Annotated in this window: 11 protein-coding genes; 7 read left to right on the top strand and 4 right to left on the bottom strand. The window is 48.0% G+C overall.

Annotated elements, in window-relative coordinates; genetic code table 11:
• The first annotated feature begins 4 nt into the window (after positions 1-4).
• Positions 5-3,139 carry an efflux RND transporter permease subunit gene (locus EG028_RS01645; RefSeq protein ID WP_162946196.1) on the top strand — a complete coding sequence of 1,045 codons (3,135 nt, stop codon included), beginning with the start codon at positions 5-7 and terminating at the stop codon, positions 3,137-3,139.
• Positions 3,126-4,220: an efflux RND transporter periplasmic adaptor subunit gene (locus EG028_RS01640; protein ID WP_120514294.1), complete on the top strand. Its 1,095-nt coding sequence runs from the start codon at positions 3,126-3,128 to the stop codon at positions 4,218-4,220. The genes EG028_RS01645 and EG028_RS01640 overlap by 14 nt, the downstream gene beginning before the upstream one ends.
• Positions 4,221-4,316: 96 nt before the next feature.
• Here the strand turns inward: EG028_RS01640 and EG028_RS01635 are convergent, their stop codons facing one another.
• The 4 genes from EG028_RS01635 to EG028_RS01620 form a co-directional block, all read right to left on the bottom strand.
• A complete protein-coding gene (locus tag EG028_RS01635) occupies positions 4,317-5,081 on the bottom strand; it encodes a LytR/AlgR family response regulator transcription factor (RefSeq protein WP_120514293.1) in 765 nt (254 codons plus the stop codon).
• 4 nt (positions 5,082-5,085) lie between these two features.
• Positions 5,086-5,943 (bottom strand): sensor histidine kinase, encoded by an 858-nt coding sequence (locus EG028_RS01630; RefSeq protein ID WP_162946195.1) that lies wholly within the window; start codon positions 5,941-5,943, stop codon positions 5,086-5,088.
• Positions 5,944-6,232: 289 nt separating this feature from the next.
• Positions 6,233-7,057 carry a hypothetical protein gene (locus EG028_RS01625; protein WP_123864501.1) on the bottom strand — a complete coding sequence of 275 codons (825 nt, stop codon included), beginning with the start codon at positions 7,055-7,057 and terminating at the stop codon, positions 6,233-6,235.
• Between the two features lie 69 nt (positions 7,058-7,126).
• Entirely contained in the window at positions 7,127-8,410 is a 1,284-nt protein-coding gene (locus EG028_RS01620; RefSeq protein ID WP_120514290.1) for an OmpA family protein, read from the bottom strand.
• A 257-nt stretch (positions 8,411-8,667) separates the two neighbouring features.
• On the opposite strand from EG028_RS01620, the gene EG028_RS01615 reads away from it, so the two are divergent.
• The 5 genes from EG028_RS01615 (at position 8,668) to EG028_RS01595 (ending at position 16,064) form a co-directional block, all read left to right on the top strand.
• Positions 8,668-10,689, top strand: coding sequence for a tetratricopeptide repeat protein (locus tag EG028_RS01615; protein ID WP_120514289.1), 2,022 nt, complete (start codon positions 8,668-8,670; stop codon positions 10,687-10,689).
• Between the two features lie 14 nt (positions 10,690-10,703).
• Complete coding sequence (locus EG028_RS01610) at positions 10,704-11,381, top strand: cupin domain-containing protein (RefSeq protein ID WP_120514288.1); 678 nt, start codon at positions 10,704-10,706, stop codon at positions 11,379-11,381.
• Positions 11,382-11,395: 14 nt separating this feature from the next.
• Positions 11,396-11,863, top strand: a complete 468-nt coding sequence (locus EG028_RS01605) for a hypothetical protein (protein ID WP_120514287.1) — start codon at positions 11,396-11,398, stop codon at positions 11,861-11,863.
• A 255-nt stretch (positions 11,864-12,118) separates the two neighbouring features.
• Positions 12,119-12,526: a response regulator gene (locus tag EG028_RS01600; protein WP_162946193.1), complete on the top strand. Its 408-nt coding sequence runs from the start codon at positions 12,119-12,121 to the stop codon at positions 12,524-12,526.
• 376 nt (positions 12,527-12,902) lie between these two features.
• On the top strand, positions 12,903-16,064 hold the full coding sequence (locus tag EG028_RS01595; protein WP_120514285.1) for a SusC/RagA family TonB-linked outer membrane protein: 3,162 nt from the start codon (positions 12,903-12,905) through the stop codon (positions 16,062-16,064).
• The last annotated feature ends 2 nt before the right edge of the window (positions 16,065-16,066 follow it).

Below are 16,066 nucleotides of genomic sequence, written 5' to 3'. Positions count from 1 at the left end.
TTTTATGAAACTTATTACCGCCGCTTTGCGGCATCCAGTAACCATCCTGGTGTCCGTGATCGCCATCTGTTTCTTTTCATTCCTTTCTATCCGGAATGCAAAAGTGGACATCTTTCCAAAACTGGGCCTGCCGGTTGTATACGTAGCGCAGCCTTACGGCGGTCTATCACCGGAACAGATGGAAGGATTGGTCACTTCCTATTACGAATACCACTTCCTTTACATTACCGGCGTAAAATATGTGGAATCGCGCAGCATCCAGGGCGCCGCCATCATCAAACTGGAATTTAACGAGGGGACCGACATGGCGCAGGCGATGGCGGAAGTAGTAGGTTACGTGAACCGCTCCCGCGCATTTATGCCGCCCGGCACAGTGCCGCCGTTCATTACCCGCTTCGATGCAGGCAGCGTACCGGTGGGGCAGCTGGTGTTCAGTTCCGAAGCCCGCTCCCTAAGCGAGATATCCGACCTGGCGCTGTTCCGGGTGCGCCCCATGTTCTCCACCCTGCCAGGTGTTTCAGCACCGCCGCCGTTTGGCGGCAACCAGAAAACGGTGCTCATCACGGTTGATCCGGAAAAGATCCGCGGGCATAACCTGTCGCCCGACCAGGTAGTGCAGTCGTTGGCGCGTTTTAACACCATCGCGCCGGCGGGGAATCTGCGGATGGGCGATACCACGTACCTCACGCCGCAAAACAGCATGATTGAAACACTGGAAGATTTGCAGAACATGCCGCTTCAACTCGGTGCAGGCCCCGCCGTGTATGTGAAAGACGTTGCGCAGGTGAGTATGGGGGCTGATGTGACGACCAGTTACGCGCTCGTCAACGGTAAACGATCGGTTTATATTCCAGTTACCAAACGCGCGGATGCTTCCACCTGGGAGGTGGTGCAGCGGGTGAAAGCAGCGCTGCCGGACATGCAGGCCGCTATCCCGGACGATATAAAAGTTACCTACGCCTTTGATCAATCGGGCTATGTGGTGAACTCCCTCAAAAGCCTGCTGTTCGAAGGCGGGCTCGGCGCCCTGCTCACCGGCCTGATGGTGCTGATCTTTCTTGGTGACCGCCGCAGTGCCCTGATTGTTATCCTCACTATACCGCTGGCGTTGCTGAGCTCAGCCACCCTGTTGTATCTCGCCGGCCAAACCATCAACATCATGACGCTGGGCGGCCTGGCATTATCGGTGGGAATTTTGGTGGATGAGGCGACGGTAACAGTAGAGAATATTCACCGGCATGCGGAACTGGGCAAAGGTAAAGCCCGCGCCATCCTGGACGCGTGCCGGGAAATTGCGGCGCCAAAGCTCCTCATCCTGCTGAGCATACTGGCTGTGTTTGTGCCGGCTCTTTTTATGACGGGAGTACCCAAAGCCATGTTTCTGCCACTTTCGCTGGCCGTCGGTTTTGCCATGATTGCATCTTTCCTGCTGTCGCAAACATTTGTGCCAGTGCTGGCCAGCAAACTGCTGCCCGAACATGCGGCAGGCAAGGAAATTGCCTGGCTGGAAGGTTGGAAAACGCGTTACAACGCCGCCGGCCGCCGGCTGGATGGGAAAAGCGGCATTCTTTCGGTTGCATACATGCTGTTTTCCATCGCGGCAGCGGGGATACTGTATATGGCAACAGGTACGGAACTGTTTCCTGAAACAGACAGCGGCCAGGCACAGGTGCGGCTCCGGTTGCCCGTGGGCACCCGTTTTGAACGGACGGAAGACGCCACCCGCAAGTTGCTTGCTTTGTCTGACAGCATTGTTGGTGCCGGTAATACAGACATCACCTCAGCATTTGTCGGCACCCAGCCTTCGAGTTATCCCGTAAATTACATTCACCTGTGGACAGGAGGCCCCCACGAATCTGTCACCCGCATCAAACTGAAGCGCAGCGTTATTCCGATTACTCAATACAAGGAAAAACTGCGCGCGGCTGCGGCACAGTCCATGCCGGGCGCAGGCATTTCATTCGAGCCCGGTGACATCGTGGAGCAGGTGCTAAACCTCGGCAGTACGAATCCCGTGGAGATTGCCGTCATCAACCGCAACCTAACCGAAGGCCGCAAAACTGCTCAGGAACTCCTACAGCGCCTGCGGGAAATTACTTCCCTCCGTGATCTCCAGATAGCGACGCCGATGGATTACCCGGCTATCAAACTGGAGGTAGACCGCGTAAAAGCCGGGCAGCTGGGCATCACCAGCGACCAGGTGGCTCGTTCAACAACTGCCGCCACTTCATCCAGCCGCTTCACCTCACCCAGTTACTGGCTAGATAAAGCCAGTGGGAACGCCTACCAGATACAGGTGCAATACCCCGAATACCGCATGAACAACATGGTGCAACTGGAAGCCATCCCGGTTTCCGGCGGAGCGGGCGGCAGCCATTATCTTGGTGAAATAGCCGCCTGGAAGCGCCAGATGGTACCGGGGGAATACGATCGCCTGAACCAGCAACGATATATCACTATTACCGCAAACGTACATGGCGAAGATCTCGGTGGCGTATTCAAAAAAGTGAACCAGGTGATCGCCGGGATCGGCAAACCAGCGAACGGGTCTAAAATCCAGCTGCGCGGGCAACCGGTGCTGCTTCACGAAACGCTCGACAGTCTTGCCTCCGGTTTGCTTATCGCCGTAATCGTGATATTACTCGTCATGGCGGTATACTTCCAGTCGTTCCGCACCGCTCTCGCCGTGCTTTGTATCGTGCCGGCTGTGGTGGCGGGCTCGCTCGTATTCCTGCTGCTCACCGGCCATTCCCTGAACATCCAATCATACATGGGCACCATCATGGCCGTGGGCGTGGCGATTGCCAATGCGGTATTATATGTGACGAATGCAGAACAAATGCGGCGGCAGCACCTTCCCGGTGGATATATGCATGCCGCTGAATCACGCTTGCGGCCCATCCTCATGACGAGCCTCGCCATGATCGCCGGTATGATACCGATGGCATTGGGGTTAGGTGAAGGCGGCGATCAGACGGCCCCGCTGGGCGTCGCTGTGATCGGCGGGCTCGCATTTTCCGCTATTTCCGTACTCTTTTTCCTGCCGCATGTATATCAATCCATGGCGGGCAGAAAAGCTTATACATCCGTTTCACTTGATCCCGAAGACGTAAACAGTTCAACTTATGACAATCAATAACATGCGACATATTTGGAGTATTATCACCATTATCCTGCTGGCTGCCTGCGGCGGGGAAAAGAAACCGGCCGGGCAATCAAAGCCCGCTCAAGACACGGTGCTTGTCTTTTTGCTAAAAACAGAGACCGCCCGCAAAACGGTCGAATTGCCTGCAGAACTCAAACCATTCGAACAGGCAGATTTATATAGTAAAGTACAAGGCTTCGTAAAAACAGTGAACGTGGAAATGGGCGACCACATCCGGAAAGGCCAGACGCTCGCCGTGATCGAAGCACCGGAAGTCAACAGCCGGCTCGCCGAATCCGAAGCCGCCATTCAATCCGAAAAAGCCAAATGGAATTCGAGCAAGGACCACTACGAGAGACTTTATCGGGCTTCCCAGGCAAAAACACCCGGCATTGTTGCTCCTGCCGATCTCGAACGTCAGCGCCAGCAGATGCTAGCCGACAGCGCGACGTTCCTTGCCGCCGCCAAACAGGCGCAATCCTACAAGGCCGTTTCCGGATACCTGCACATCACCGCACCTTTCGATGGTATCGTGACTGCCAGGCTCGCCGATCCCGGCGCGATGACGGGGCCAGGCACGGTTTTATTTACCGTTCAAAACAATTCCACACTGCGCCTGCGCGCTGCTGTACCAGAAATTTACGTCAGCACAATGCCAGACATCAGGGAAATATCGTTTCGCGTGGATGCTTACCCAACACGGCAATTCGCGGCAAAACTAATGCGTAAATCAGGCGCCATCGATCCCGCCACCAGAACGGAGCTCTGGGAGTTCATCGCCGACAACCGTGACCAATCCCTTAAAGCGGGTGCCTTCGCCTACGTGAAACTCGGCATGTCGCGTGAAGGATTATCGTTGATTGTACCACCAACCGCCATCGTTACCACACAGGAACGGAAATTCATTATCCGGGTAAAGTACGGAAAAGCTCAATGGGTAGACGTTCGCCAGGGTATGACGACTGATAAAGGGATCGAGATTTTCGGTGACATCCAGCCTGGCGATACCATTCTGGTGAAAGGCACAGACGAACGGAAACCCGAAACCACTGCTGTCTGGAAAATAAAATCATAATCCTATGGAATGCATCCTACCTGATCATATAAAAGAAGAAGAGGAAGAAAAAAAGAAAATTTCATATCTCTTTAAGTGATGTAAGGTGGCTATCATTCACTTTCCCATCCACTCCTTGAACTCCATCGCCTTTTCCCGGCTTATCATTACCTCTTTATTAATAGCGGGCTTAAGTTCCAGCTTTAATTTGCCATTGAAATAATTATGTATCTGCAAGACGGACTTAATGTGTATCAGAAATGCACGGTTTGCACGGTAAAATTGTTGAGGGTCCAGCATTTGCTCCAGTTCTTCGATGGTATAGTCCAGTACATGCTTCTGCTTGTCCCGGGTAATAAAATAACTGAGCCTGCCATCAGCGTAAAAATATGCAATATCACAGGTTTCAACAGATACCAGCTTTTGCCCCTGCTTTACAAGAAAACGCGAACGCCAGATCTTAGATTGTTGTTGTTTCAATTCATTAATTAGGTGCTCGATGCTCAGCGAAGTGGAAGTGAACTTTTGCTGCCACTGCTGGAACTTATCCAGTGCATTTTTTAATTCCTCTCTTTTGATGGGTTTTAAAAGGTAATCAACGCTGTTCACTTTAAATGCCTGTAAAGCATATTCGTCGTAAGAAGTCGTGAATATGACCATGCTTTTTATGGTCACATGGTTGAATATTTCAAAACTCTGCCCGTCTGTCAGTTCAATATCCATAAGGATAATATCAGGATGTTCGTGTTGTAGCAGCCACTCCACCGACGATTTAATACTACGGGTATTGCCGACTACCTGGATGGATGAGTCGATGGATGTGAGCAGGCGCATCAGCTTTTCGGCGCCTAATTGTTCGTCTTCGATGATCAATATTTCCATAGTACTATTTCGTGTTCTTAATCAAAGGTAATACGACGCTGAATTCATTGACTGTTTCTTTTATCTCTACGCCCGCGCACTTGAGCAGGTTATATTTTTGTATGATATTGCTCAACCCTATTTTATTTGAAACAACGGCTTTGTTTTTCTTTTGCAGGTTATTGATGACGACCAGTTTCTCATCCTGCGTGTAGATCTGTACCGTGAGTGGTGTATCAGGATCCACGATATTGTGCTTCACGGCATTTTCTACCAGCAGCTGCAGCGTCATAGGCGGCAGCAAATACTCTTTCATTTTCTCCTCTACCCTGATCACCGGCTGAAATCCACTTGAAAAGCGGGTTTTTAGTAGAAGGTTGTAGGACTCTATAAATTCCAGTTCTTTTTGCAAGGTGGTGAGCTGTTCTTCATTGCTTCGTAACAGGTAACGGTATACGCTGCTCATTTCCTCAACAAACTCTTCCGCCTTATTGGGATCGATAGCGATCAGAGACAACAGCGAATTTAAACTATTGAATAAAAAGTGTGGATTCACCTGCTCTTTCAGTGAATCGAACTGGGTTTGCAATTGCGCTTTCTTTAACTGCTCTGCCTCAAGTTGGGAAGCCTTTATCCTGCCAAAGGAGATCTCTGTTTCATACACGGCCTGGTTTACGATAGTGCAGATGCCGCCTGCGATCAGGCATCTCGTCCAGGCTTCCGCGGTAAACCGGAATCCCAGAATGTTGAACAGGTCGAATATCCAGCAAATAAGCGTTACCGTCAGTGCCACTATCGCCAGGTTAAGGCTGTAGAATATCGCCACTCTTTTCACCGTATCGCGATGCGAGGGAAATAATTGCAGCATCTTCTTTGCCAGCATACCTTGAGCTATCCATACTCCCAACAGGACGGATAATGAAACGGCCGATGCTATGCAAAAATTTTTAAAGCTTGAAAAGTAAACTCCACCAAGCATAAAATAATTGAGCGCAATGAGTGTCGGTGGCATCAAGGCTACCATTAACAAAATATCAGTTTTTTTGCGGGAATCTGGCTGCATTTGGATCAAAAATACCTGAAAATTCAGATTTTATGAATGTTTCCCTGTATCAATCCAGCCAATATTGTCATGAAATGGAGAAATGTCAGCATGAAATGTCCTTTTGTACTTATGGCAGCGATTGTATCCACTCCTGTACAAAGTCCCTTGCCGTACCCGTCACCGCGGCGCCGGCGCGGAAAGCCATCTTCCAGCGGTAGCTTTTTCGTTCATAGTCGGGGTTGGTGAAGTATTTTATACCGTTTTTTTCAAAAAGTGCGGCACTGAAATCAATATCCTTTGTTTCATCCAGGAACTGCAACAGGCGCTGCTTTACGAAAAGCTGATGATTGGCGGGATATTTCGTTTCCCATTCGGTAATTCTCTGCTGATGGCGAAGATCGTTGTCCTTTACCATACCCGGATAACCTTTCCTGTAACCGGCCACCGATTTGTTATTGGGGTCTTCGGCCTGCTGCAGCTGCTGGCGGACCGTTGCCACTATTTTCTCGTACATGGGTTTGGTGGACGCATCTGCCTGTTTCAGTTTGTCTTCCAGGTCGGCGATGCTCTTTTTTGCATTGCCGATAATAGCCTGCTGCATTTCTTCAGGTGTTTGTACCGGGGACTTTACGGGTTTTTTTCTCTCCCGTAGGGCATTATATTCTTTGATAAAGGCAGCGCTGCCCAGGTGCTGCTTCGTATATACCAACAGATCTTTTGCAATAGCAGTCCTATTCCCCAAGGCAATGTTTTTGATGTTTTTTAGTTCTTCACTATCCAGGCTCCCCGCCAGCAGACTGCCGGTGATCTTACTGTTGGCATCGGTCCTGCTGATCCCTAACTGCTTCAGGAAATCATCGGATATTTTTTGGTGAATGGTGAAAGAAACCAAAAAGAGTGATAATGTGCCTCCTGTCAGGATAGCGATGAGGATTTTAGAAAGTCGTTTCATGATCGATATATTTTAGAATTTTTAGGTTTAAAGTGTACGTAGGTTAGGAATTTATCAGGGCTGGCGCCATCAGCGTTTTATAAATTCAACACGCCGGTTATTGGCTTTGCCCTCTTTGGTATTGTTGTCGCTGGTAGGTTGCGATTCTCCGGCCCCGTCGCTCCCGATCCTTACAGCGTCGATATTGAAATGATTTACCAGGGCTTGTTTTACTTCAGCTGCCCTTTTCTTTGACAGTTCCAGGTTGGCCAGGTCATTGCCATCGCTATCGGTATGACCGATGATACTTATTTTTAATTCAGGGTGCTTTGTAAGCACCCCTGCGATCTCGTTTAGTACACCAATGCTTTCGGGCAGTATAACATATGAGTTCACCTCGAACAATATCCCGGTAGTGGAAAATTTACCTTCGTCGATCAGCTTATGCCTGGTGTCCGGCAAACCCTTTGCGATTTTTATGCGACTAATGGCATAACCCACTTCCTGATCGGGGCCGCCATATCTTTTCACGATGAAATAGAGCTGGTTGATGTTCGCACCGGGTGTTACGGCTTTGGGCAGGTCATATAATTTTTCTTCATCGAACCAGATGCGCAGCCTTTCCTTCTGCACCTGCATGGCTATATGTATCACTTTGTTATACTGCTGCAGCAGGGCTCCTGGCCTGGAAATGTCCGTTCTAAAATAGTTTTTGCCATTGTGGAACGTTTGCAGATTGATCTGTGATTGATTGTTACCGGAAGGCTGAACATGCATTTCCGTGGCAAAAGTAGCCGCATAATTTTTCAGCAGTTCATTGTCGGTTGTTTCTAAATTTCCCGAGGATAATATTCCCCAGACGAATTCCGGAAAAGCCGCGTTAGGATTGGTACGGCGCAGGATGAGGTCAAATTCAACGGTGAAGTTCTCAGTGAATGGTACTTTATTGTCTGTAAGGTAGGCAGTGTTTTGGTATAATTGCGCCCAGTTGCCACCCGGCGCTTCCAGGGCGACTACGGCGCCGGTGCCGTTACTGTTCCAGCCGGTGGGCAGTTCGCCCATATTGTCGACGGCAAAATCGTTGCTATAGACCACCTGCTCGCCTGGAACAAAGTCATATTTTACATACTTTTTGGCGCCGAAAACATCCGTGTCTTGCCGCTTTTTTTGCACAGCCTCAGTTTTTCCTTCCGGCAGGTTTTTTCCTTCCGCTATATCCAGGCCCTTGTCGATGGCATGGTCGATTTTTTTGTCGGCGCGGGCGGTTGCCTTTGTTTTGATCTTATTGTTTATTTTATTCAGCCAGGCATTTCCCTGTGCCTGAGCCATTACCGGGCAAACGGCCAGCAATAACATGAAGAATTTTTTGTTCATATCGATTTGTTTTCTGATGCAAAGATGAGGGCGCGGGAAAACAAAGGAAAGCGTAGTTGTTATCAAACGGAGGTAATCATGAATGAAGCGGCGGCCTGGTATTATAGCCGGTAAGGCCAGAAGGGAACTATGATTACGGACACGGCTTGCCACATTTCAGTTTCGTACGCAAATTACTACGTTTCATCGCACGCGTAATTGACCGCAGGCAGGTGACAGCCTAACTTGCACCCGGATTCATTAAACCCCTTTTCATTATGCTAAAGCGAAGTTTATTCCTGTTATTCAGTTTTTCCATGACAATTGCAGTTGCTGCGCAACAAAATGCTACAGGTGTCAATATGCCCGGATACGGGCAACTCCAGAATTTGACCCCGGCCGAGTTGGAAGCATATAAGCAAAAAGTGATAAAGGAGGCCGGTGCAAAAGCGTTGAATGTTGCCGCGAAAAATAGTATTTCTATCAACCAGGCCGGGCTGCCAGGCGTTGAGCTTCAGCCGCCTGTTAAAGATTTTAGGCGGCTGCAATTGCTTCCTTCGCAACCGCCTGACCGGGCCGGGCTGGTAAGTTTATTGCAAAAATCGGCGCAGCAAATACAAAAAGAGATCCCTGCCCCGCGGGTGGACGAAATTAAACGGGTTGCAGCCACGTTGCCGGTGGAAACCATCAACGATAATGCTATCATGGAATTTTATACTGCCGATCCCAAAGGTGCTGTATTGATGATGATGGAAGCGACGGCCCGTTCGCCTGAATCGTTATTGCTGCTGAACAACCTGGGCGCTATGCTGAATCTGCAGGGCGCGCCGGAAACGGCTATCCCGGTCCTGCAGTACTGCCTGCAAAAATTGCCTGCAAGCAGTACTGTGCTTAATAATATAGGGCAAAGTTTTATGAGACTGGGTGATGCGTTGAAAGCAGCGGCATATTTCAATCAATGTCTTTCGGTGGATTCTTTAAACATCGAGGCCAATCACAGCATGGGCATGCTGCATTATTTCAAAAAAGAATACGATGCGGCCATGACCTGTTTTGAACGCGAGATGAGCGTGGCCGTTCGCAGCAACACATTGGCCATGGCCTACCGGATGGGAAAAAAATTTAACCTGCGCGCTATAATGCAACGAAAACAGCGCCGCAACGGGCAGCCGCAGAAAGATCATTTTGAAGAGATCACGATGGGGAAGTTTTCCTTTCCCCCACTGCCAAATTCGGCCAGGCAGATTATGGCTGACCGGCAGTTTTATAATACATATGGGGCCAGCATACAGGCGGAAGAAATGGCCTGGAGGGATCATGCTGTCCGGATCTCTGTTGTCCACACGGCGGAGGCAGGTAACCGGCACCCGGGGTTGTACAGCGAACTGGTAACGGCCATGCTGGAGGAATTGCAGGAAGAGTTCACGCCCGAATATTTGTCCGCCTTCAGCCAAAGCGATCGTGATCATATTCTGGAGATCCTTAGCCAGGGATCCGATATGCTCATTAAGCTGAAGTGCCCGGAGGAGGCCGCCAGCAAAGGGATAGATGCCCAGGAAGCCTATGCTATAAAATGCTGCCGGGAATTAATGGAGCCCGTGGCCGACAAAATGGTGTATGAAATTGCCTCTTATGTGCAGCCAATTATTCGCAAGGGCGAGGGAAGATGGAAGGCCTATATCAACCAGTTGGTGGAGATTGTACAATTGGACCCCAGCCCCGCTAATAAAGCCTTGGTTTATCATGCCGTTACGGGGTACTTCAATTTTTTATCGGTGGCCTTTGTTTCATTCCCGGTTTGGGAGGTGCACACCTTGCTTCCAAAATGCTTTGAGCCCTACAACACGGCGGAGCTGGACAGCCTGATTGAGAGTGACCAGCACTGGCAGTTGAGCTGCCCGCCCTGGCTGAATGCGGAAGTTAAATTTAATGGCCTGGTAGTAAAAGCTGATTGTAACAAATATGTGATCGAGGTAGGCGGCTCGGTTATGGGCGGTTTTGAACATGAATTCAAAACCGGGAATTCTACCATACTATTTGGGCCGGCGGCGAAGGCTGAATTTTTGGGATTAAAGGCAGAATTTAAAAGCCAGCTGTACATCACCTTCGACGGTAAAAAGCAGTTTGCTGACTTTGGTGTGAAGAACACCGCTGAGCTAGGCATTACCGGTACGCCTATTCCCTTTGGCCCTAATATAAAGATCGGTGGCAATCTGGCCGGTATTGAAGTAAGCAATACCATGAGCCTTCACGGCGGTTATAAGGAAAGCATAGAAGAAAAGGGCGCATTAGCCCGGTAATAAATAAACAATTTATGAGATCAATAATTTTTAAAAGGATAGTAATGCTGGCGCTCATTTTTATTACTTCTTACCTGGTGATAGGCAATTTGCTTCACAGGGTTGTTTTCCCCGAAAAAAAGCCGGCAGTGTCCACCTGGTTTAAACCGGGACAAGAATTGTATAGTAAAACGGAAGGCTTCCGTCAAACCGTATTAAAACAGGAAAGTGGGTATGTCCACTGCACTTTGGAAATAGAACCATTTGCCGCCGGGCCTCCCAGTCATATCCATATGGGTTTCGACGAAGTGTTTGAGATTGAAAGCGGGGAATTGACGGTATGGGTTAACGGTGAAATAAAAAAACTCCATGCCGGGGAGGTGCTGCGTATCCCCAGGGGCACACCTCATAAACCATACAATGAAACTGCCGATACCATTCGAACAAAAGGCCCGATCGCATTCCCGGAAAAATTTGCATTCTGCCTTGTCCAGGTGTATGGGGCAATGGACAGGCAGCCCGGATTTGAACGGTCTTCCCAAGCCATACTGCAAATGCCTTTATTCCAAACTAACGGCTTCGATTCTTACCTGGCGGATGGCCCGCCGGTTTTTATGCAGAAAACAATGGGCTGGGTCGTTGTCCCAATGTCAAGACTTTTGGGATATAGCAGCTACTATCGGGAATTCGATCCATTTTATAATCAAAAATAGAAACACTTTTTACCATGAACATCAAGAGTATTGTATACGCATTTACCTGTCTTTCTTTTTCAGTTGTTATCGGCGCCGCCATTTATGAACATATTGCCGTGGTGCCCAGGTGGAGTGCGGCTCCGCCTCTTTCCCTCAGCATGTTCCAGGGGGAATACGGATTAAATCCAACTCCATTCTGGATAGCTATCCATCCGGTAACTTTGGCATTGCTGGCTGTTTCCATTATTCTTTTTTGGAAAACCGGCAGCCGGTCACACCTGCTGATCACATCCATTGGTTATTTGTTGATATTGGCGGTCACATTTGCATTCTTTGTGCCTGAATTGGTTGCTATCACAGGCAGTGCAATGTCGGAAAATGCGGATATTTCGCTAACGAAAAGAGCTGGGTTATGGGAAACATTAAGCCTGGTAAGATTATCATTTCTTGTTGTTTTATCAATAATATTGTTCCTGGGTTTAACCAGGCGGCAGGATTAGATGGGTATTCCTTACGAGGCCGGCTTTCATGAGGCAGGCTTCGTAGTTTTAGGACAGGTTCGTCACTATTTGGACCTTTTTTGAAGAAAGTGACTGTGGAATAGCAACTTGTACTTTCTGTATCCACCTCCTTTTCTTTATTCTCTGGTTTTTCACGGGCAAGCAATGGGTCAATTTCACTACTCATCACAATGCAATCGGGAGAAATATATTATTTTTGTGCTGTATAAGACATTGATATTAAAAAATCTCATAATGTCACGCTGCCACTTTTTATATATTGATGATGATCCGGAGGAGCACGAAATATTTCAGATGGCAATAAGTGGCCACTCGAGCGAAATTGCCGTTTCTTGTGAAAGTGATGTGGTCGACGCGTTAACAAAACTCAAAAAAGATTTTGAGAATGGTGGTTGTTTGCCAGACCTCATTATTCTGGATCTAAACATGCCGCTGATGAGTGGCTTCGAAGTTTTAACCACGTTGAAATGTGATAAACGTTTTCAGGGAATTCCAGTTATCGTATATACTACATCGTATGATCTGGCTGAAGAACAGCGGTGCATGCAGTTAGGCGCTCATAGTTTTATAACAAAGCCAAACGAAATATCAAAACTTATATCCCTGATCAACCATTTTGTGGAAATAGCTAATTCGAAATAATCGGAATTCATCATTGAATATTGCGGGTAGAGGTTCTAAATCATAGCTCCAGCCACTTTCCCTGCATGATACAACTCTATAAAACTGACCTTCCAGTTGTCTTCCCGAATGGCGATAAAATCCCTCCTCATCGGTGTACGATAGAAATTCTTTTCCCGGCGATCTTCTGAAAGAAAATTTCTCGGAATTTATGTTATTCCTTATTGCAAAGTGGGAGCGGTCCCCCATTATGGGACGGCTCCCACAAAAATTAACCGTGATTTTATTAAGGGATTTTTAGTAAGTGTATTACATTGGCTGAACCATTTTATGGTTTTTCTGATACAATTCTATACTGATACAATTCATACCTAATCAACCAAAAAACTAGCTAAAAATGATAAGAATATTACTGTTCTTTTCTTTTGCTGTGTGCCTGCTACCTCCACTGGCAATAGCACAAACAAGAAATATTAATGGGAAAGTGGTTGGTGCGGACGATCAACTCCCAATTCCAGGTGTCACCGTAAAAATAAAAGGTACATCTCAGGGCACCATTACCAGTAACACAGGATCTTTTTCTCTCCCGGCAACATCCGGGGCTACCTTTATTTTTACCTTTATTGGGTATTCACCAAAAGAAGTGACTATTTCAGGTACTGAGCCGTTGCTGGTAAAACTGGAGCCTGTAAATAATAGTCTCAATGCAGTAGTTGTACTTGGCTTTGGAATTAAAGCTAAACGAACGGAGCAAACCGGGGCTGTTGGCACCATTAGCGGTACTGAAATTCTCAAATCCCCGGTGTCTAACCTTACGAACTCACTCATAGGGAAAGTAGCCGGGGTGATCACACGTCAACCCAGCGGCGTGCCAGGTGATGATCCGGCAGATATTTTTATCAGGGGGCGCTCTTCATTTAACTCCGCCGCTTTAATTGTCGTTGACGGCGTAGAACGCCAGGAATTCGGGGATATCGATCCCAACGAGATTGAATCCATCAGCGTATTGAAAGACGCCTCAGCTACGGCATTGTATGGAATAAAAGCTGGTAACGGGGTTATCGTGGTGACCACAAAAACAGGGAAACCAGGCAAGACCCGGGTATCCTATTCGGGAAGTGCTGGCCTGCTTAGTTTTACAGGTATACCCCGCGCGTTGAATGCCTACGATGCTGCGTCACTTTTTTCTGAAGCACAGGATAACGTTGGCGCAGTCAGAAGATTTTCAGATGAAGAATTGCTGAAATTCAAAGATCGTTCTGACCCGCTTTTGTACCCGGACGTAAATTGGTACGAAACGCTGACCAGGAAAAACTGGATGAGAACGCAGCATAACCTAAATTTCAGCGGCGGAACAAAAGTTGCCAGGTATTTTGTTTCATTTGGTTATATGTTCGAAGACGGGATGTACAAAGATTTCCAGCGCATCAACGGGTACCGTACCACCAATTCTTTTACCCGTTATAACTTCCGTTCCAATCTGGATTTCAATATCAGCAAAACGACCGTACTAAGCCTTAAGCTCGGAGGCCGCCTGGAAGACATGTACGGCCCCCGTGGCAATAGTTCCGGCAGCGCTACAGACGGAGCAACCAGCCTGATCAGCAGGATACTGGCGCTTCCATCCTACGCTATCCCGTTCTTCCCTGAATACGCCAGGCGGGGAAATGAGGAAGAACGCCGCCTGGATGACATATACAATATGATCGACAACCAGGATCTTACAGGGGTGAATACCTTTAATCCCTACGCGCTTCTTACCAGGAATGGCTATTTTGACCGGATAAATAACGCCATCGAAAGCGTTTTTACGCTGGATCAGAAATTGGACTTTGTGACGGAAGGCTTAACGTTTAAAGCCACATTGGGCCTGGATGCTTTTATTACAGGGGTAAGAGGGCAGGGTGTCAATTCTTTCGCCAGGTATGAGATCAACCGGGATAACAGGGAAGTTGACCTGGTAAAAGGCAGATACAATGACCCATTGGCCGGAGTGACCACTTATAGGTCCGGGTATAACAAATCCAATATCCAGCTTGGGTTCAACTACAACCGCTCATTTAAAAAGCACAATATATCTGCGGTTACGCTGGCACAAAGGGAGCTGCAAGGGGTTAACAATGGCCTGGCTGAGGCGCCTTTTGGCTACCAGGGGATCGTACTTCGCGCCACATATAATTTTAACAACCGGTATTTTGTTGAGTTTAACGGAGCTTATAATGGTTCCGAGAATTTTGCTCAGGGGAAACGGTATGGCTTTTTCCCGGCAATTTCCGCGGGTTATAACCTGTCGCAAGAATCCTTTATGAAAAATATCAAATGGATTGATTTCTTAAAGATCAGGGGCTCCTATGGGAAAACCGGCTATTCCAATCCATCTGCGGGTGGCGCGCGGTTTTTATACCTGAGCGATTTCACCAACGGGGGAGGTGGTTATGATACCCGTGGAGGATTATCCAGTCCGAATGCCAGGGTGAATTTTGGCAATGGAACCGGTGCGACGATTAACCCGGTAGTGTATCAAAGCCTGTTTGGCAATCCTGACGTAACCTGGGAAAATGCGCTTCAGCGGAACATAGGTTTTGAATCCAATTTATTTAAGAGCAGGTTAAAAGTGGTTTTTGACGTTTACGATGAGCAGAGAACAGATATCCTCGCACAAAGAAATAATTCTACGCTGGCAATTTACGGGCAAACGCTTCCAAATGTAAATTATGGAGAGAATTATAAAAGCGGATTTGAATTGGAGATCGGCTATAATAGTTTAAATGAAGGATTCAATTACGGATTTAACCTGCAATTTACACACACGGACAATGAATATGTAATTCTTGACCAGCCTGTTAACATACCCGAATGGCAAAATTTAATCGGGGAAAGGCTGGGCCAGTACCGGGGATATAAGGTTATTGGTTTTTACCAGGACCAGGCAGATATTGATGCCAGCCCCACCAACAGGCTGAATACCAAACTGATACCGGGTGATTTAAAATACCAGGATACCGATGGGAACGGAAACATAGACGGGCAGGACAGGGTGCCGATTGGCGATACCGATATTCCCCAGGATGTGGTTGGTTTTCAGCCAAACATCAGCTACAAGGGGTTATCCATTTCTGCACTTTTCCAGGGTTCTTTTAAGGTAAGCTCCAATCTGATCGCATTGGAAACCGGGCGCCCGCAGTATTTTGAATATATGCAGGGCAGATGGCGTTCCCCCGCAGACAATAATACCGCAACATGGCCGGTGATAAAGCCAACTGATCTCGGCGGCGGTAACTCAAGCTACCAGTTCAACTCATTTCTGATGAATGATGCAAGTTATGTGAAGCTCAGAAACATGGAAGTTGCCTACCAGGTTCCTGCTCCTCTGAGCAGGAAGCTCAGGGTGCAAAGTATAAGACTTTCTTTAACCGGCCAGAATTTGTACACCTGGACAAAATTTAAAGGCCTGGATCCGGAGAATGCCAACAAAAGGGCGGCAGCCGGAAATTTTGGTTCCTCAAATATTTATCCCCTTTCCAGGGTGTACCAGTTTGGGATGAATGTTCAATTCTAATC

Origin of the sequence: Chitinophaga barathri, assembly GCF_003807585.1 — a bacterium.
Lineage (GTDB): Bacteria > Bacteroidota > Bacteroidia > Chitinophagales > Chitinophagaceae > Chitinophaga > Chitinophaga barathri.
This window is presented reverse-complemented; position numbering and strand designations above follow the sequence as displayed.

Bases quoted from the DNA above. Each gene is read 5' to 3' on its own strand.
- EG028_RS01635 (WP_120514293.1), bottom strand. From the start codon at position 5,081: ATGGAAATATTGATCATCGAAGACGAACAATTAGGCGCCGAAAAGCTG.
- EG028_RS01595 (WP_120514285.1), top strand. From the start codon at position 12,903: ATGATAAGAATATTACTGTTCTTTTCTTTTGCTGTGTGCCTGCTACCT.
- EG028_RS01645 (WP_162946196.1), top strand. From the start codon at position 5: ATGAAACTTATTACCGCCGCTTTGCGGCATCCAGTAACCATCCTGGTG.
- EG028_RS01615 (WP_120514289.1), top strand. From the start codon at position 8,668: ATGCTAAAGCGAAGTTTATTCCTGTTATTCAGTTTTTCCATGACAATT.
- EG028_RS01610 (WP_120514288.1), top strand. From the start codon at position 10,704: ATGAGATCAATAATTTTTAAAAGGATAGTAATGCTGGCGCTCATTTTT.
- EG028_RS01625 (WP_123864501.1), bottom strand. From the start codon at position 7,057: ATGAAACGACTTTCTAAAATCCTCATCGCTATCCTGACAGGAGGCACA.
- EG028_RS01630 (WP_162946195.1), bottom strand. From the start codon at position 5,943: ATGCTGGCAAAGAAGATGCTGCAATTATTTCCCTCGCATCGCGATACG.
- EG028_RS01600 (WP_162946193.1), top strand. From the start codon at position 12,119: ATGTCACGCTGCCACTTTTTATATATTGATGATGATCCGGAGGAGCAC.
- EG028_RS01620 (WP_120514290.1), bottom strand. From the start codon at position 8,410: ATGAACAAAAAATTCTTCATGTTATTGCTGGCCGTTTGCCCGGTAATG.
- EG028_RS01605 (WP_120514287.1), top strand. From the start codon at position 11,396: ATGAACATCAAGAGTATTGTATACGCATTTACCTGTCTTTCTTTTTCA.
- EG028_RS01640 (WP_120514294.1), top strand. From the start codon at position 3,126: ATGACAATCAATAACATGCGACATATTTGGAGTATTATCACCATTATC.